Origin of the sequence: Micromonospora sp. WMMD967 (assembly GCF_029626165.1) — a bacterium.
GTDB lineage: Bacteria > Actinomycetota > Actinomycetes > Mycobacteriales > Micromonosporaceae > Micromonospora > Micromonospora taraxaci.
This window is the reverse complement of the sequence record NZ_JARUBK010000001.1, coordinates 3,966,508-3,984,207: the sequence shown is the minus strand read 5'-3', so window position 1 is coordinate 3,984,207 and position 17,700 is coordinate 3,966,508. Positions and strand designations below refer to the sequence as shown.

The following is a 17,700-nucleotide window of genomic DNA, read 5'->3' as shown; positions in this document are numbered from 1 at the left end:
GCAGGCGCTGTTCGTCACCACATACGAATCGAATCCCTACGCTCGACGCCGACCTGACCACGATCGTCGGCGCACTGACCCCCGGCGTGATGCTCAACGGCTTCCTGCACGTCCGGACGCCGGTAGTGCCCCGGGCGCGTGAGTCGCGCTCAGGGGCCCTGACGGTTCCCGATGCTGAACGGATCGATCCCGGGGAACGGTGGCGCGTCGCCGCCGCTGCGTACGTAGCTGTAGATCGCCAGCACCGAGGCGAGCTGGGCGAGCGCGAAGGTCGCCTGCGCGGTGGCATTGCCCATCCGGTACCCGATCAGCAGCATCCGCACCGGCCAGAATGCGCCCGTGCCGAGCTGCCGCACCGTTCTGAGATCCATCGACATCGAGGTCAGCGACAGCACCGCGAACGTCAGCGCGGACCGCAGCAGGATCAATCGGTCCACCGGCTCGCCGATCAGCGCGTTGAGCGCGGCGTCGGCGCCGAACGCCAGGACCGACACAGCGGTCAGGGCCAGCGACTTGGTCGGACCTCGGCGGCCGGGCAGGCGCCGCCACAGGACGCCGAGGACGAAGCCGCCCACGGTCCAGTTCAGCACCCCCAGGACCACACCGCCCAGCAGCCCGGTGACCAGCATCATCTGATCGGCCGGGCGCAGCCAGGACGACGTTGTCCAGTCCGCCCACAGCAGCCAAGCGGTGGCGGGGAGCCCGATCAGCGTTGCGGCCACCGCGCCGGCCACGCCGTTGCGAAACGCCGACCGGTACGGGCCGACCGCGAACAGCGCGTCCAGGGGTGTCACCCCGGCCGGGAGGGCCACGGCGGGTGCGTCCGGTGCTGGCTCCGGCTCGGCGACCGGGGTGGGCCGGCTTAACCAGTGCAGCCGGCCGATCAGTGGGACTGTTCGCCGGCCGCCGTCGCCGGGAGTCGCCTCGCCCTCGGCACTCACGGCGCGTTCCCGGGCAGCGTCGCGGCTCTCCACCGTCCGCCAGCGGTCCGCTCCGGCGACGAGCACCGCATGCGGGACGTCCGCCAGTGCCCGCCACAGCGGATCGTTGAGCCGGCCGACCGGCCCGGTGAGCACGAACAGGCCGGCCAGGCCCACGGTGAGACCGAACGGGAACCACCAGCCCGCCCAGGCGTCCCCGAGCGGAAGGCAGACAAGCCCGTAGCCGAGGCAGACCACGGCCCGGACGCCCGGGGGCAGGATGAGGTCGTCATCGGTGAGCAGGTCGCGCAGCAGTGGTACCAGCAGCACCGCCGCCAGGAAGTATGCGAAGCCGTAATTCCAATTCACCAGGTCGTTCGCGTACGTCGCCAGGTCGTTGCCGAAGACCGACATCCGGGAGTCGATCGGGAACTGCACCCACCGGAGCCGTTTCCAGTCGGCTCCGGAGTCGAGGTAGCGCTGCAGCAGGACGGCGACGGTGACCGGCACGGCCAGCAGCAGCGACCAGCGGCCGGAACGGGACCGCAGGAAGGCCCGGGTCGTGAGCCGCTGCGGGAAGCGGCCCCGCAGCGCAGCCTGGACCGCGTATCCGAACCCCAGGCATGCCAGCAGGGTTAGCGCCGCTGCGCCGGCCAGCCGGAGGTCCCACTGGGCCGGCTCGTCGCGCACCACCAGCGGCGCGATGCCGGACACCGCCAGCAGCACGGCAGTGACGAAGCCGACCAGCAGTCTGGGCAGCCACAGCAGCAACGCCGCGACGATCAGGGTCACACTCCACAGTGCCGTGGTGAGGTAGTGGAACCAGTGCCAGGGGATGGTGCCAGGGCCGTCTCCGATCCAGTCGTCGCCGACGTATCCGGCCACCGTGAGCACCGGGACCGCCAGGATCAGGCGGGCCACCCGACGGGCCGGCCGGGTCAGCCCTGGCCGGCGGACCCGCCGCAGCGCCACGATCAACAAGATCAGCAGGGCCGCGTCGAACACCCAGAACGACACGTCCGATGCCCATCGCCAGCCGTCGTGCTGGGACAGGTGGGTACTCAGAATCCGGGCGTCCGGCTGGACGAAGACACCGGGCACCTCGGCGTCCCACGCGGGTCTCTCCCAGGTGGCGCCGCGCGAGTCGGCCACCGTCGGCGGCCAGGGGAACACGCCGGTCGCCCACGAGTCCGGCAGCTCGACGCTGACCTGCGTGAAGGTGACCTTCTCCAAGACCGGTGACCGGAGTAGCTCGACCCGCCAGGGTGTCGACGAGGTGGTGATCGACCAGGACCCGACCCGTACAGGGTTCCGCTCGTCGAAGTGCACGTCGCCGTAGACGACGTCGGTGAAGGACACGAACCCGCCGGCGATCGAGACCGCAGGGGTCCGGTCCCGACTTTCGGACCACGAAATGTCGGCCGGTTCGTAGGACAGCAGGCATCGCATCGCCAGCCGGCGGATCTCCGAGTCCGGGCTGGCGCTCAGGCCGATGCTGAGCGGCCAGTCCTGCGGGACCCGCACCGTCGTGGTGCTCGTGGCCTTGGGCAGGTTGAGATCGCGGGCTTCGATGCGCAGGTGGGTGGAGACCGTAGTAGTGCCGGTGAGCCCGGCCGGCTCACACCGATCGGCGGGATCGGCCGACGCGGATGTGGTGGGCCACATCCCTGCCAGCAGGCCGGCAGTGAGAAAGCCCACGAATCCGACAAGGTGACGTCCCGGCCTGTCCATCGAGCAGATGCTATCTAATCGGCCGGCCACGCCCGGCACTCCGGGCGGCCTCCTCGCGCGTGACCCGTCCCCGCGCGGCCGCGCTCGCCGTACTCCCTGACCCAACCGCACGTCGACACCGACACGGTGGGCCGACATGGTGCGGGCCGTTGTGGGCCACCCAGCCTGGCCGAGTCTCGCCGCAGAACAACAGGCGACCAGCCGGATCGCGGATCTGCGGTCCCCCGACGGCCCGGAGACTTCGCGCCAAGCCGCAGCGTCGCGGTGCGGCGCGGCCATCCGGACGACGACGCGCAAGTCTTGTCGGATCGTCCTGGGCGCGGAGCCGGTCGCAATGGCACGCCAGACGCGCTCCGATCCGCGCATGAACACCACCGAGTACGACGGCGGGCCTTCCCATCCTCCATTCCAGATCGCGTACCTGGCCTACCTGTTCGTGTACCTGGCTTACCTGGGTTGGTCACTGACGCAGGTAGTGGTCCTGGCGAACCGTTACGCCGCCATCGCCCATCGGCCGCTGTTGCGCTTCGGTCTCCGAATGACCACGGTCGGCTCGCTGTGGGGGCTCGCGTACGTGGCCGCCAAACTCGTGGCCATTGCCTTGGCGAACAGGTCCGCAGATTGGGCCCTGATTACGGACGCGGTGGTGGTACTGGCGTTCAGCACGTCGATCCTGCTGGTGCTGATCGGTTCCACAGTTCCCTCCTGGGGTCCTCGCGTCGGCCTGGACCGGCTGTGGGCAGGGGCCGCAGCCGTCCGTGACTACTACCGGCTGTACCCGTTATGGGCACGGATCCATGCCGTACTCCCTGAAATCGCGCTGCTTCCGCCCCCGTCAGGCGTCCGCGGCGCTCTTTCGATCGCCAGGGACGCATCCCTGCGACGGGTCAGGATCACCGTGGAGATCCTCGACGGCTACGCCACCCTGCGGCCCTGGATGTCGGCATCGGTCGCCGCCCACGCGCACGATGCCGCCCAGAAAGCTGGCCTCTTCAGTGACCAGCAGACGGCCATGGTCGAAGCCGTCGTCATCGGTGCGGCACTGGCGTCCCGGCTCGATGGCGCGCCCCCGGCGGGTGAGGCCGGCGAAGCAATCGCCCTACCGCTGGGGCCGTCCCGAGATTCGGCCGCTGGCGACCTCGACGCCGCCGACCAGGTCACGTGGCTCGCCCAGGTAGCCCGCGCGATGGAATCCCCGATGGCCGCAGAGATCATCACGCGCGCCACATCCGAAGCGCCGTCTCTTGATACGCAGTCGTCCGAGAGATAGAACTCCATAGTGCCCGCACTCGTTGACCTGCCTGCCAACAGCACCTCCCGAGTGGCACGGGTCGTCACCGAAGCATGTGCACCGGCCGTCTTCGCAGCCCTGATGCCACTGATCATCGCCCTGCACAGCACCGCTCCCGCCGTGATGACCGGCCTCGGCTGGGCACTGCTCGCCATCCTGTTCTGCTCCGTCGTCCCGTACGCCGTCATCTGGGTCGGAGTACGACGGGGACGGCTGACCGACCACCACATCGGCGTACGCGAGCAGCGCCGTATGCCCCTTGTCTACGGACTGCTGTCCGTCCTCGTCGGTCTCGCCGTGCTCGTACTCGCCGGTGCGCCTCGGCCGCTCGTCGCCATGGTCGTGGTGATGTTCGCAGTGCTGCTCATCGTCACCGCGATCAACCAGGCATGGAAGCTCAGTGCACACGCCGCGGTCGCCAGCGGCTCGGTGTGCGTACTGATCATCGTCTTCGGGCCGGCGCTGATCCCATCGCTGGCGATCGTCGCCCTGGTGGGCTGGTCCCGCGTGCGGCTGGGTGATCACACGATTGGGCAGGTTGTCGCAGGCGCTCTGGCCGGTGTCCTCATCGCTGTGCCGACGTTCATCCTTCTCACGTGAACCGAGGTGGCTTCCAGCGGATCGTCGGCAGGTGGCGCCCGGCCACGCTCGGGGCCGTAGGGCAACCATCGGGTGGATCGCCGCTACCGCGCTGGTGCGGGCCGTTCCGGTGACGCTGGTCGGGGCTGGCACCGTTCCCGGTGCGCCCCGTGAGCGTGCGCTAGGGGCGCGGGGTGCCCGATCGGCGGTCCATTGGGCTCGACTCCCGGTTGGCGGCGCGACCGGCCCGCGAAACGGGCCGCCGTCACAGCTCGACAGCGCACCAACGACGGACGTGGCCGGTTGAGGTCAGGTCAGGCCGCATCCCGAGTCGCAGTACGGGCAGTGCGCGCGTTTGGCGTTCGAAACAATCCCGGCATCGCACGTCGCACAGTGACCGTGTTCCCACAAGCCCTGGTCGATTCCGAGGCCACCGTTGTAGTAGTCGCGGTCGGGCCAGGCGACCAGCTCCACCTCAAGACCTGGCTCGTCCTCGTAGTCGGTCGCTTCAGCCAGGACCAACTCCGTTCGGATGCCGTAGTTGTCCTCGGTGTAGTGCGGCAGAACGCGACGCAAGACATCAACGAGCTCGTAGACCGGCAACGCCACGAGCTGCTCGGCAAGGCGGTCACGCTCTTCATCCGTGGTCACGGAACGGACCATACGCGCGGTTGAGCGCCGATCCGCCAGGGCTGAGTGCACGCTCGCTGTATTCGGCGAGCACGTCGGCGATCATCTCGTCGGCGGTGACCTTTCAGCTGGCGCATCACCGCGACGTTCCCGCTGATCTGTTCGCGGGGTTGTTGAGCGACGTTGATCTGCGCCAGGACGATCTGTTGCGCCTGGTGCGGTGCGGCCAGCAGGTGCACATGGGCCCCGGTCGGCCCACTGCCGCGCGGTGTCTTGCCGTCGACCGCGATCACTCCCCTGCCGACCCCGGTCAGAACCGTCCGTCTGAGCAGGTTGCACCGAGACGATCCCACGCCGCGTCCGGCAGGTCAGCGGCCCGTTCGACGATCTCCACGACGCGGCTCGATCCCGAGACCACCGCGCGATCGCGATCAGTCCCGGGCAGCGGACGTCTCCGGCCGCCGACGTCCCGTGGGTCCGGATCCCGGGCGACCTGCAGCAACCCTGGCGTGTCCTGTTTCGACAGTGGCGAGATGCGCCGCTGCACCGATCGCGACTCCTGCGTGACAAGACGCCTTTTGACAAAGAGAGTGATTCCCGGGCACCCGAACGGCATTGATGATGTTCTTGACTCCATGCGCCGCCCTGCTCATGATTTACTGCGGCGATTCAACAGTGGGGGTCAATGTCATGACGCAGGTAGAACCACCGGCAGGAGGCCCCCCATCAGCCGTCACTCTCAGCGAGCCTGGAGAAAGTGGCCGACTCGCGCGTGTCAGGTCAGGCACGAGGGATTGGCTGACACGGGGGGGCCATCGGCGGGAACTGAGCATCGCGAGCCTCGGTTCAGTGCTCCTCGCTGTCGCGATGACCTGGCTTATTCCGCCGTACGCGGTTCGCGTGAGGACTCGCGGCGCCACGAGTGCGCCGATCGCCGACCCGGCCCACACCATCGTCGGTGACGCGGGTGACCCGACGGCCCAGGCATGGCTGGTGGGATGGAATGGCCACGCTCTCACCCACGGCTTGCGTGGCCTGTGGGACACCAACGCGTTCTATCCCGACAAGTACGGCCTGGCCCTGAACGACAGCCTGCTCGGCTATGCCCCGGCAGGGCTGATAGGCGAGGGTGTAGTCGGCGCCGTGCTGCGCTACAACATCCTGTTCGTGCTGGCTTTCGCACTCGCCTTCCTCGGCGGCTACGCGCTCCTGCGCCAACTGGGTGCCAATCAGGTCGCCGCCGCGGTAGCCGGGGCCGCCCTTGCCTACGCGCCCTGGCGCTACGGCCACGCCGGACATTTGAATATTCTCTCCACCGGTGGCATCACTCTGGCGTTGGCGATGCTGGCGCGCGGCCACGGACTCTCGCTCACCCGCGGCTATCTTGCCGAACGAGTCCGGCCGGGATGGGCGTTCGCTGGCTGGCTCGTCGCGGCCTGGCAGGTCAGCCTGGGCTTCGGTGTAGGGCTGGGATTCGTGTACGTCCTCGCCGCCCTCTGCCTGATCACACTGGCAGCCTGGCTGATCCACCGCCCACGCCTTGCCCCCCGGCTGATCGTCAGTGACCTGATCGGCGGGCTGGTCTTCACCGGGGTGACCGGATACTTCGCGTACGCGTACCAACACGTCCGCGAGCTCAACCCGACTGTCACCAGGGACTGGGACTACGTCGCGTTCTTCTCCCCGACACTGCGCGGGCTTCTCGTGGCGCCGCAGTCCTCCCTGCCCTGGGGCACCCTGCACAACGAGGCCCGCATCGCTCTTGGTGGCGCAGCGACCGAGAAAGTGCTGCTGTGCGGGTACGCACTGTATCTACTGGCCTTCGCCGGCCTCTTCCTGTCCCGCTGGTCACCGACGCAACGGCTCCTGCTGCTGCTGGGGACGGTCGTCGGAGTGCTTTTCGCGCTGGGTACGAACGGGCCGATCTACCGCATGCTCTATCTGTACGTGCCCGGGTTCGATGGATCCCGTACACCAGGCCGGTTGATCTTGTGGCCCACAATTTGCCTGGCCATCCTCGCGGCCGGCCTGGTCACCCACCTGGCCGACCTGGCTCGCAGAGGTGCCAAGCCGAAATGGTCGGTGGGAGAGGCACGGCTACTGACCGTTCCGTTGCTGGTCCTCGTGCTAGCTGAGGGCCTGCCCAACCTGGACCACCCCCAAGCCCCAGCCAAGCCGGCCGCGATGACGCTAGCCTCCGCGCACGCCCCGATCATGGTGTTGCCGTCCAACGACGGCATCGACCTGCACGTCCTCCTGTGGTCGACCGACGGTTTTCCCGCCATGGTCAACGGTGCGGCCAGCTACACCACACCCAACCGTCAGGCGATCCGCGACGTCATGACGACCTTCCCCAGCCAGCCGGCCCTGGATCGGTTGCACCAGCTCGGCATCCGCAGCGTCGTCCTGCTGCGCAACCGGGTCCAAGGCACCCCATACGAACCACTGCTGAACGTCACCGACGTACCCGGCATCACCCGCCACGAGGTCGAGGGAGACGTGGTCTACACCATCGACACCAACACCAAGTGATGGTGGGCATGTCCTCGGGATACGAGGACCGTTCTGCCGGAACACGGTGATCCGTGAGATCGTCTCCTTGCTGACCGAAGCGCCGTAGATCTCGGCGAAAGTGAGCGGGGGCGACGAGGACGTCACCGGGGACGGCGCGGTCTTCACGACCGTCTTGGTCGACTGGGTCAACAGCCCATCCGGGCCCGTGAGTGACAGACCCTGCTCCTTCGCGCCCGCACCAGATCGGCGGCGGTTTTTGCCGCCGCCGGCAGGTCAGGCCGGAAACACCGTTGGAATCACAGACCCCGGCCCCCTGTCGAGGTGTTGTTCGTGCGGTCAGGGTCCGAGGCAAGTGCCCTGAGGTAGCGGGCCGGCGGCGTGTACCTGGTCCGGATCCTTGTGGAGGCGTTGGTAGCCGTAGACGCAGACCTGTCCGACGAGGACGCCGAAGGCGACGGTGTCGGCAACGGCGGGATCGTCGGGCCGGGCCAACCGGACCTGGGAGTGATTTTCGCTGACCGTCGCCAACAGCGACCTGACATGTTCCGGTGTCGCCGGTTGCTCGGCCCAGGCCATGACGGCATCGCAGGGTTCGTGTTCGACGTTGCAGCGCCTGAGGACGTTACCGGAGAGAGCGAGCGCGACGGACTGTCTGGCGGTCTCGGCGGCCCGGGCCTGAGCGGGGTCCAACGGCGCGCGTCGGGCGAGGTCGGCGAGGAAGCGATCACAGTAGTCGGCGTCGGCGTCGCTGTTCCTGACGCAGGCGACACCGGATCGCGACGAACCGGGTGCGCCCTGGCCGGCGGATGTGCCGGTGGAGGCCGGCCCGCAGCCGCTGAGCGCGACGGTCACGATGGCCGCCCAGGAGGCGAGCCGCCGGCGGCGAGTCGGGTGGGGCGTGTTCGGTGGTTTCATGATCGGACGCTGGGCCAGTGCGGCCAGGACTGCCGGAGCTGCGGCGGCGTGTCGGCCGTGCGCGGCCATACCCGTAGCCGGTACACGTCGGCGGCGTCGTCGCCGGCCTCGGGGAAACGGGCGGACACCCGCAGCCGGCACGGGCCGGCCTTGGTGAGGCGGACGGTGCCGTCTTCTATCTCGCCGGTCGTGAGGAAGAGTTCCAGCTTGCCACTCGGCACGCCTATGTCGATGTCGACTTCGTGATCCCAGTCGTCTCGGTCATCCGGCGGCTCGCCGGCCCATTCCTCGACGGTGAACGGTGTGCCGCTGCTGTCCGCGCGGGGAGTCACGATGTTCACGATGCCGGCGGCGGCGCCCACGAAGAACCCGGATTCGACTGCGTCGTCCCACGAGTCGTCGAGGCCTGCCAGGTCGCCGCCTTCCGCGTCGCTGACCAGCACCTGGCCGTATTGCACCCAGACCGACGCGCGATGGACCGCGAGTGGCACTGCCATGCCGGTCAATGTACCTCCGAAGCGGGGTGCGGCGTGGGCAGCCGCCGCACCCCCGTGATCATTTTTGGATGGTCACCCGGCCCGAGATTGTGGTCTTCGGTGCGGCCGCGTCGACGTCGTAGTCGGCGCCTCGGCTGGTGTCGAATGTGGTGGCGTCGGTGGGATAGCTGTTCGGCCCGCCCTCCCAGACGACCATGCGGAATTGGTCCGGTCCTGGTCGGCAGCCAGAAGCCCCGCCGTTGTCGCATCCGTCATAGCCGTAGAGGACGAAGCCGTAGCCGGCCTGGCCGTCGACCGCACCCCGGCCCTTCGCCGCCATCTTCCCGTCCGGCGTGACCACCAGCCAGTCCACACCGTCACCTCCGGAGGTGTCGAATCGAAAGCCGGTCCCGGTGAGCCAGGTCCGGGCGTCACCGACGGGCACCGTGTCGTTCGGCGCGTAGTACCTGGCGGCGAGATGGAACCAGGCTTCCCCGGAGGCACCGGGTGTCGTCGTCAACGACCCGGCCGGAGCGGCCACGGAACCGTCGGCGTTGACGAACCCCGCCTGCGGGTCATAGACGATGATCATGACAGTTGCGGAGTCGGACGCGCCGTCGTCGTCGGTAACGGTCACGCCGATGGTGAACATGCCGGCTCGGGTGAAGGTGTGCGATCGGTTGCAGTTGTCGGCCGCCCCGAACGAGTCGCTGCGGGAATCGTCCCAGTTGATGACGCAAGTATGGGTGTCGTTCGCCCCCGAGTCGGTGAAGGTAGCGGCCAGGTCGACCGGGGTGTTCACCCTGAACAGCTGCCACGGCCTCGGCCCGCTGAGTTGCAGCACCGGTGGGGCGTTGCCCACCGTGACCAGGGCGGTGTCGCTGCGGGCGGCGTCGATTCCGTCGTCGGAGGTGAGGGTGGCCTCGAACACCCCGTCGTCCTGGCAGGTGATGTACGTGTCGGGTGCCTCGGCATCCTGGAAGGTGCAGGTCGCGCCGGCGTCGGTGCCGGACACCGGCCGCACGCTCCAGCGCACCGAGCCCTCCTCGGCCGCGTCGGCGGCACCGGCCAGGCGGATCAACGAGCCTTCCGTGCCGGATACGTCCGGGCCGGCGTCGACGACATTGTCGTTGCCCGGGTCGTACACCGGGGTGTCCGTGATGTTGACGTAGAAGGCGTCGCGGTCGTACTGCAGGATGCGGTCGCTGCTGAAGTATTCACCCAGACGACGACCCGCACGGCGGTTCTGCGAGAGGTTCACCGCCTTCACCGAGAAGTCCCAGGTCGTGCTCGCGGCGCCTTCGCTCGTGCTGGCGAACGGGTACTCGTCGCAGTCCTGATAGCTGGTGTCCGGCGGTGTGGGCAGGCCGAGCCCGATGTAGTTGTCGCGCTCCGTTCCATTCCCGTAGCACGCGGCGTTCTTGTGGACGCCGTTCTCCTTGTACTGCGGATCCGTGTTGGGGATACGGTGCAGCGGCGGATCGTTGCGGCTGCCCGTGAACTTGCCCGGGATCCTCTTGTCACGCGGGGGACTGACGAGCGGGTACGTCGCGTTGGGGTTGTCCTGAGCTTCGCGGATGTGCACTGCCACCTCGGCGACTCCGTCAGTGGGTTTCGGACCCTTGTCCTGGGTGGAGTACTCCAGGTGCGGAATGACGTCGTTGAAGATGCACGCCTCGGGTTGCTTCGGCCTCTTGAAGTACGCCGCCGAGTCGCACCGCATCGATCGTGACGCGGTGTGGCCTGGCACGATCGTCTTGTACTCGTCCTCCGCTCCGCCCTTGAACGTGATCTGCCACTCGTGCAGCCATTTGAAGTCGACGTCGCTCTCGGACTCCGTAGGCTTGGTAGAGGTAATGTCCCAGGAGACCCAGTCGGGACCGTCGTCCCAGTCGCTGAACGTCTTGGACACCGCATAGCCGCCGAGAACGCAGCGGGTGTCGTCCAACACGTTGTTGATGCACCGCACGTCCATGACGAGGTGCTGCTTGGGGGCCTTGGTGATGTTGTCGATCGGACCCCAGTCGTAGTCGGCCGAGTCCTCGATCGTCTTGAGGAACACTCGAATGCTGCGACTCTGCTTACTCCCGTACGCCATGACCAGGAATTTGATTGTGCTGGTCCCGACCTCCTCGACCGGGTTGCCCTTGTTGTCGACCTCCCAGTAGGTGACACTCGTGTCGCTCTTCAGGCAATACAGGAACCGGTTGTGGACTCGACCGTAGTCCGATTCGGCACCGGTGGCGTTCAAACACTCGCTCTGATCCCCTTCGAGGGGACTCGTCGGCAGGTCGATGCCGGGTGCGGCGGCCGTCGTCGCACCGGGTTGGCGGTCCAGGGTGGACGACTCGATGAAGCTCCGTTGGTTCTCGGCAATCGCCCGCGTCTTGGCACGGTCGCCCAACTGCTTCTGGGTGAACGGCATTCCGCTCGGTTGCTTTCGCGGCGGCACGGATCCGCCGTCGGCAGCCGCGCCAGCCGTCGCGTCGACGACGCCGGAGTCCCCGTCGATCATGGCGCTGTTCTTGTGCCCGTTCTTCCGTACAAACGTCGGTGCGGAAGGTTCCGCGGTGGTCGGTGACGGGACGGGCTCGGCGAACGCCTGACCTGGCACCGGCAGGCCGAACGCCACTCCGGCCGCTGTCATCACAGCGATCCGGCGTACGAAGACGCTGCGGCGGCTTCTGGACATTTGCCTGAGGTTGTCTCTCGGTGACGCGAAGAATCGCGGCATACCACTCTCCCTGCAACATCGTGCCGGTGGACATGTGGCAGCGGTGTGTGCTGAGGTGCCTCGCTCGCGCGTCCGCGAGACCTGGCCGAGGGGGATGAGGGCGAAGGCGACACCGTCGCTGTCACATCAACGGCGTGCATCCTTTTCGGACGCCGATATGCGGCGACTACGGCATGCCCGCGCCTCGCTTCTCCCTTCCGTGCAGCAACCACTGCGAGCGAGACCGAAAGGGGCATACCGTTCTTCGGATCCGTACGTGCAGCGACGGCAGTCAGCCGTCGAAGCCCCCGTCGTACGCTGCTCGAGACGCTATCGAAGGCCGTCTTTCTCTTCAATGGATTATCGGGATTGCGACCCGACGGCGGTGTCGACGCAGGGGCCCCGTTCGCTACGGCGCCATCCCCAGCAACTCTGCCTGTCGGGACGGCCGGATTCGAACCACGACCCCTTGACCTTCCAGGGAACCATCACGGCTCGCTGGCCTGCACCGGCAGGTACCGGCAGGATGGGTCCACGGGAGTCCGTGAGCGTCCAGCCCCGCCCCTTGCCCCGTCGTCAGCGAGTCAGTCACCCACGCCGACTTGGGTCTCAGGTGTAAACGCCGCGTCCGTACTCCTCGGGCTGTCAGTTGGGAATCCGGTTGAGTCGCCGACCCCCGGCCTGCCCACAGGTCACGGCGGCCGTCCCTCGACGTCGCTGGATCTCCACCAGGCCAGGGCGCTTCTCATCGCTGCCGAGAGCAGCTCGTTGCACGCCTACATCGTCGTCTCACTGCTGACCGGCGCTCGCACCGAGGAACTGCGAGCCCTCACCTGGTCACACGTCGACCTCACCGGCAAGCCGAACAACGATCCCCCGGTGCCGCCGACCATTCAGCTCTGACGCTCCGTCCGCGCCGAGGGAGACACCAAGACCAAAAAGTCGCGTCGCACCCTGGCTCTGCCGGCCCGGTGCGTCACCGCGCTCACCACCCACCACGAGCGCCAGGGCCAGTCTGCCGCTGACCGCCTCGTCTTCACCTCTACCGCCGGCACGGCCCTCGATCGGCACAACGTGCTTCGGGCCTTCCGCCCCGTCGTCGCAAAAGGGGGCGTCGACCCGCGCGACTGGACTCCCCGCGAACTGCGGCACAGCTTCGTGTCTCTACTCTCGGACAGCGGCCTGACCCTTTGAACAGATCGAGGACTTCTGCGGCCACTCCGGCACGACGGTCACCCGATCCATGCCCGGACATCGACCCGGTGCCGTCGGTGAGCGTCAGGCCCGGACCGACGGCCGTCTGCTCGACGTGGCTCGTCGGCGGAATGACCAGGAGGAAGCCTCCGCTGAACGCTCCGCACAACACACCGGTGACTCGTCAGGGCAGGGCCGCGTGTAACAGGAGGTCCTCTGCCGCAGGTCGGCTGGTGTCGGCGTACGCCCGGGGGAAGTGGCAGGCTGCTGCGGTGTCTGCAGAGCCGCGCGGCGACTACTCCTGGCTGTTCGACCTGGTGGCGACCGATCCGGTCATCCGCCACCTTGCGCTTGCCCGCCACCAGGCGTTGCTCGCCGCGGCGAACGGTGCGCTGCACCGCTCGAATGCTCTGTGGGCAGCTCATTACCGGTCGAGATCCAGCCAGACCCGCCTGGGCGCGGCATTGGATCAGGCGAACGCCGATTTCCGGTGGCACCAGGAACAGACAATCTACGGGCCCCTCCACGCCTTCCGGGACGCCGCGGACGGTGACGATGCCACCCGCGCGCTGTGGGCACCGATCGCCGCCCTGTCGTTGCGGTGGGAGGCGGAATATCCCGACGAGTGGGGAGCGCCGGAGTCGTGGATGTGGTCCCGCTGGGGAACCAAGGAAGCCGTTCTTCGCCGTTTCGATCGCGCCGGTTGCCCGGAGGACATCCAGCCGGAAATCGCTGAGTTGGTCCTTGCCGCGTTGCGGCGACCGTATCGGTGCAAGGACTGGATGTACGCCTGCCTGGTCCGCCACCTCGACGACCCGTTGTTCTTCCACGAGGTGGAGATGCTGGCTTCGGCCGATGACCCCTCGGTCCGGCTCCGAGCGCAGTTCGTTCTGCAGGTGGCCACACACCGCGAGCAACGGACCACCCGCACGAGCTGGCGACGTTGGCTCAAGGCAGCCGGCTGACCGCCTGGCTGTTGACACGGACACATCGAGGGTACGGGCGTCCGCGCCCTCCAGCCTGCGCCGCACCGCCAGCCATCCTGATTGCCCGACGCCGAATTGTTCAGGTAAGCAACACGGTGCCGTCTTCGGGGCGCACCATGGTGCGCGAAGATTGGTGCTGGTTGGTGGCTGCGGGAGGCTGGTTATGGAAGTCGTTCACTCCCGGTCGGCCGCCGGGTTCGTGACGGGGCTGGTCACGGCGGTGGGGTGGGGGCAGGGATCGACGTAGGGCGAGGCTCCCGGTAAGGCAGCAGTCGACCAAGATCCGAGCCCCAACCGGAAGCCTCGCTGTTGTCCTACCCCGCCGCGATTCCCCTGTCCGACCGCACCCTCATGTGCCTCGCTGATCCGATCCGCAACCACCGAAAGCAGGTGGAGAATCGCGCAGCGCTCGGCTGGCGGTTCAACAGGTTTGACCCGAGTACCAGGCGTTGGATACGGCGTTGGCGCCGCCGATGTCCCACGTTCCCGGGCCGATGCACCAGGTCCAGTCGTTGCGGGGCCACGTCGCGTCGACGTAGATGATCACATGGGTGTTCCCGCAGTGGTTGTACCAGGCCGTCACCGCGTCTTCGTAGTAGCCGCAAACCTGCGGGGCGAAGCCGCTGCCGGGCTTGGCCTGCTCCGAAACCGCTGCGGTTTCGGGTTGGGACGGGCGGGAGCCGGCACCCGGACTTGCCTGTGCCACGGTCCCGGACAGGGTGAGTGCGCCGAGGATCGCGGTCACTGCCGAGATCCGAAACGCCGTTCTGTACCAGATTTTCACAATGGCCTCCTGTCAGCCGCCGCTGCGGCCTAGATGATGCTGACTGGCTGCATGAAGCGATCGATGTACTTCCTCGCACTCCTTCCATCGCGAAAACACGGACCGATGGAACACGCCCAAGTGAACCTTCTTCCGTAAGCCGGAATCAGATTCAACAGTGACTGAGCGGACGTCCTCAGATAAGAGTGCAGGCCACAGCCGGGTCTGTCGTTACTGGTAAGCGCACAAGTCTTTAGTCTGCGCGTACTCTCGCGCACTGCTCGCGGAACTGGCGCGGCGAAAGGCCGTAGGCGCTGCGGAACGCCTGGCTGAAGTGCGCCGGGCTGGTGAACCCCCACTGGGCGGCGATCGTGTGGATCGGGCGCGCGCCCAGGTGGGGGTTGGCGAGGTCGCGTCGGCACTGCTCCAGGCGACGCTCGCGGACCCAGCCGGCGACCGTGTGCCCTTCCTCGTGGAACAGCTTGTGCAGGTATCGCAACGAGATGTGATGCGCTGCGGCGATCGCGTCCGGTGTCAGGCGCGGATCGCCCAGGTTCTCTCGGATGAAGGCGTGGATCTGAGCCATCAACGCTCGCCGTTGGGTGTGGGAGGGCACCGCGCTCTGGGCGTCCAGCGCGTTGGCCAGTGCCGCTGTCAACACGTCAATGGTGAGGGTGGACAGCCGGGCGGCGTCCAACGGACTGAGTTCGTCCATGTGCCGGGCAAGGCGCAGCAGGAATTGTGAAGATAACGCGCCGATGCCTTGGGTGCCAGGGATGCGAACTGCGCTCAGGCGCCGCAACTCCCGAGGGGGCAGCGGCAGTAGCGAGCGTGGGAAGCGTAGGAGCAGCAGCTGACTAACTGGCGCATCGGGGGTGAATTCGGCCACGTAGGGCCGGGAGGTGTCATACAGTATCAGGTCCCCCACGCCGAAATCTGTGCGCTGGCCGTCTTGCGTGATCATGCCGCCACCGCGCACAAGGCAACCCAGCTTGAACACCTCGGGATCGGCCTGCCGAATGAGCTTGGGAGTACGGTGGACCGAGTGCGGCATCGTGGTCATTAATGTCGCCTGCACGGGACCGAACTCGCTGATTCCCACCTGAGCCCGAAATCCGGGCTCCCACTGCGATTCACGGCGTAAATCGTAGGGCACCCAGAGCTTCGAGTTTACCTCGCGCCAGAAGGCGAACCCGTCTTCAACCGGGACCTCGGTGGTGCTGACTACGTCCATGACTCACCTTCGCGCTGTCGCTGCAGGGGTCAGACCACGATAGCTTGGCGTCAATATTGCAGCGTTGCGATGTTGTGGTGCGGGTCAGGCATTGAGGACTCTTCATCGTGATGGGCCTGGTCGCGAGATTCCACGTCCTTGGCCCCACCATCGCGGGCGAGCTGGGACAACATCCGTAGAACCTGGCGAAGCAGCAGGTACATCAGCGATGCGCTCACGGCCTTCATCGTGCCGGCCAGGTCGATGTCGAGCGACCTGCAACTCAGCCGGCGTAACCCAATTCTCGAGCCCCACAGGCCCGTCCGACATGATCAGCTCGCTACAGGTTTCGACGCGCTTCGGTAACAAGCTGAGCCACGTCAGTATGAAGAACATGGAGCTCACCCGGCTGCTGATCTAGCCGGCGAGGATCCGGGCGACGGCGGTGCTCAGCACGCGTACGCCGCGGGTCGAGCCCGCCTCCAGCCCGGTCAGGTCGCGCACCCGGGTCAGCCGGTAGTCGAGCGTGCGCGGGTGGATGCACAGCGCGGCCGCGGTGTCGAGCCGGTTCATGTCGTGCTGGTAGTAGGCGTCCAGCGTGGCGACCAGGTCGGGGCCGGCGTCGAGTTGTGCCGCCACCACCTGGAGCCACTGCCCGACCTCCGCCAGCCGGGCGGCGCCCAGCTCGGCGAAGACGTCGGTGACCGTGTACGCGTGGCGCGGCACGGCCCGCACCGGTGCGACCTCGCTGACCTGCCGGGCCAGCGCCACGGCGTCGCCGAACGCGCGCACCCGCCCAGGCGCGGTGCCGGCCGCGCACGGCCGACCGGTCATCGAGGCCACGTCGCGGGCCAGCGCGAGCCCGCGCTCGACCGCAAGCTGCCGGCCGCCCGGCGAGCTGGGGATCAGCGCGACCACCTCGTGCGGCTCCGACCAGCTCAGCGGCATCCAGTGCGTCTTCAGCAGCGCGCCGGCGAACTCGTCCCGCGCCGCCTGGTCCGGCCCGGGCGAACCGCCGGCCACCCGGACCACCGTCGCGACGACGTGGTCGGGGACCGGCATGTGCAGGCCGCGCGCCAGCTCGGTCGCGCTGTCGTCGCCGGCCAGCAGCATCACCGTCAGCAGCCGCACCTGGGCGACGGTCGCCAGCGCGCGCCGCTGCCCCTCGATCCAGCCCCGGGTGTACGCGCCCTGCGCGGCCAGGCCCGCGGGAGCCAGCCAGGCGAGCGTGTGCATCGTCGCGGCGATGTCGTTCGGGCCGGCGGCCTCGTACACCTCGCGCAGCGTCAGCCGGGTGTGCACGAGCAGCACCCGCCGCTGCGCGGTCAGGGTGAGTCCCTTCTCGCCGCGCTGGCGGCCCATCGCGGCCATCAGGTCCAGATCCTGCACGTGGAACGGCGCGCTGTCCGCCGCGAGGTCGACCGTGCGCTGGCGGAGGAAGACCGCGAAATCGAGCATCTCCGACCGCACCCGCGGCGTGGCCGCGAGGTTGCGGTATTCCAGCAGCTCCTCCTGGTAGGCGTCCACCGCCCGGCGGGCGTTGTCGGCCACTCGCTGCCGCCACAGGCTGAACAGACCGCCCATGCCGATCAACGATAATCGATGCGTTCCGGCCACGCCGCCCGGTTGACGCGGACCGGACAGCCTTGCGGACATTCGCAAGAACCGGGGTACGCCGGCGACCCGGTTCTCGCAATGTCACGAAGACCCGGCCACCGGCACCCTGGAACGCTTCGCCATGGACGTCAGACGACGGCCCGGCCGGGTCGGGCGGG

General features: G+C 67.8%; 13 protein-coding genes and 2 pseudogenes. 6 read left to right on the top strand and 9 right to left on the bottom strand.

Annotated features, from left to right (window positions below; genetic code table 11):
- Positions 1 to 149: 149 nt before the first annotated feature.
- The gene (locus O7631_RS18365) at positions 150 to 2,651 is read right to left on the bottom strand and encodes a DUF6185 family protein (protein WP_278145316.1); all 2,502 of its coding nucleotides are present in this window, start codon (positions 2,649 to 2,651) and stop codon (positions 150 to 152) included.
- A 364-nt stretch (positions 2,652 to 3,015) separates the two neighbouring features.
- Here O7631_RS18365 and O7631_RS18360 point away from each other — a divergent pair, with 364 nt between their 5' ends.
- A complete protein-coding gene (locus tag O7631_RS18360) occupies positions 3,016 to 3,921 on the top strand; it encodes an MAB_1171c family putative transporter (protein ID WP_278145315.1) in 906 nt (301 codons plus the stop codon).
- 102 nt (positions 3,922 to 4,023) lie between these two features.
- Positions 4,024 to 4,542 (top strand): hypothetical protein, encoded by a 519-nt coding sequence (locus O7631_RS18355; protein WP_278147967.1) that lies wholly within the window; start codon positions 4,024 to 4,026, stop codon positions 4,540 to 4,542.
- A gap of 288 nt (positions 4,543 to 4,830) precedes the next feature.
- Here O7631_RS18355 and O7631_RS18350 read toward each other — a convergent pair whose 3' ends face one another.
- Entirely contained in the window at positions 4,831 to 5,172 is a 342-nt protein-coding gene (locus O7631_RS18350) for a hypothetical protein (protein ID WP_278145314.1), read from the bottom strand.
- Positions 5,173 to 6,051: 879 nt separating this feature from the next.
- Between O7631_RS18350 and O7631_RS18345 the strand changes: the two genes are divergently transcribed.
- Positions 6,052 to 7,683, top strand: a complete 1,632-nt coding sequence (locus tag O7631_RS18345) for a hypothetical protein (protein ID WP_278145313.1) — start codon at positions 6,052 to 6,054, stop codon at positions 7,681 to 7,683.
- A gap of 318 nt (positions 7,684 to 8,001) precedes the next feature.
- On the opposite strand, the gene O7631_RS18340 is transcribed toward O7631_RS18345, so the two are convergent.
- From O7631_RS18340 to O7631_RS18330, 3 genes are read right to left on the bottom strand one after another with little or no spacing between them, the layout of a single operon-like run.
- Complete coding sequence (locus tag O7631_RS18340; RefSeq protein ID WP_278145312.1) at positions 8,002 to 8,580, bottom strand: hypothetical protein; 579 nt, start codon at positions 8,578 to 8,580, stop codon at positions 8,002 to 8,004.
- Positions 8,577 to 9,077: a hypothetical protein gene (locus O7631_RS18335; RefSeq protein ID WP_278145311.1), complete on the bottom strand. Its 501-nt coding sequence runs from the start codon at positions 9,075 to 9,077 to the stop codon at positions 8,577 to 8,579. The genes O7631_RS18340 and O7631_RS18335 overlap by 4 nt, the downstream gene beginning before the upstream one ends.
- 58 nt (positions 9,078 to 9,135) lie before the next feature.
- Positions 9,136 to 11,748, bottom strand: coding sequence for a PKD domain-containing protein (locus O7631_RS18330; RefSeq protein ID WP_278145310.1), 2,613 nt, complete (start codon positions 11,746 to 11,748; stop codon positions 9,136 to 9,138).
- Between the two features lie 702 nt (positions 11,749 to 12,450).
- Between O7631_RS18330 and O7631_RS18325 the strand changes: the two are divergent.
- The 3 genes and pseudogenes from O7631_RS18325 to O7631_RS18315 all read left to right on the top strand — a co-directional run.
- Positions 12,451 to 13,006 (top strand): annotated as a pseudogene (locus tag O7631_RS18325) (tyrosine-type recombinase/integrase); the annotation flags it as partial.
- A gap of 229 nt (positions 13,007 to 13,235) precedes the next feature.
- The gene (locus O7631_RS18320; protein ID WP_278145309.1) at positions 13,236 to 13,928 is read left to right on the top strand and encodes a hypothetical protein; all 693 of its coding nucleotides are present in this window, start codon (positions 13,236 to 13,238) and stop codon (positions 13,926 to 13,928) included.
- A 327-nt stretch (positions 13,929 to 14,255) separates the two neighbouring features.
- A pseudogene (locus O7631_RS18315) lies at positions 14,256 to 14,339 on the top strand (IS5/IS1182 family transposase); the annotation flags it as partial.
- 31 nt (positions 14,340 to 14,370) lie between these two features.
- Here O7631_RS18315 and O7631_RS18310 read toward each other — a convergent pair.
- From O7631_RS18310 to O7631_RS18295, 4 genes are all read right to left on the bottom strand, one after another.
- Positions 14,371 to 14,694, bottom strand: coding sequence for a DUF6355 family natural product biosynthesis protein (locus O7631_RS18310; protein WP_278145308.1), 324 nt, complete (start codon positions 14,692 to 14,694; stop codon positions 14,371 to 14,373).
- A gap of 271 nt (positions 14,695 to 14,965) precedes the next feature.
- The gene (locus tag O7631_RS18305) at positions 14,966 to 15,946 is read right to left on the bottom strand and encodes a helix-turn-helix domain-containing protein (RefSeq protein WP_278145307.1); all 981 of its coding nucleotides are present in this window, start codon (positions 15,944 to 15,946) and stop codon (positions 14,966 to 14,968) included.
- A 50-nt stretch (positions 15,947 to 15,996) separates the two neighbouring features.
- Positions 15,997 to 16,164: a hypothetical protein gene (locus O7631_RS18300; protein ID WP_278145306.1), complete on the bottom strand. Its 168-nt coding sequence runs from the start codon at positions 16,162 to 16,164 to the stop codon at positions 15,997 to 15,999.
- 178 nt (positions 16,165 to 16,342) lie between these two features.
- Positions 16,343 to 17,509: a PucR family transcriptional regulator gene (locus O7631_RS18295; protein ID WP_278145305.1), complete on the bottom strand. Its 1,167-nt coding sequence runs from the start codon at positions 17,507 to 17,509 to the stop codon at positions 16,343 to 16,345.
- Between the last annotated feature and the right edge of the window lie 191 nt (positions 17,510 to 17,700).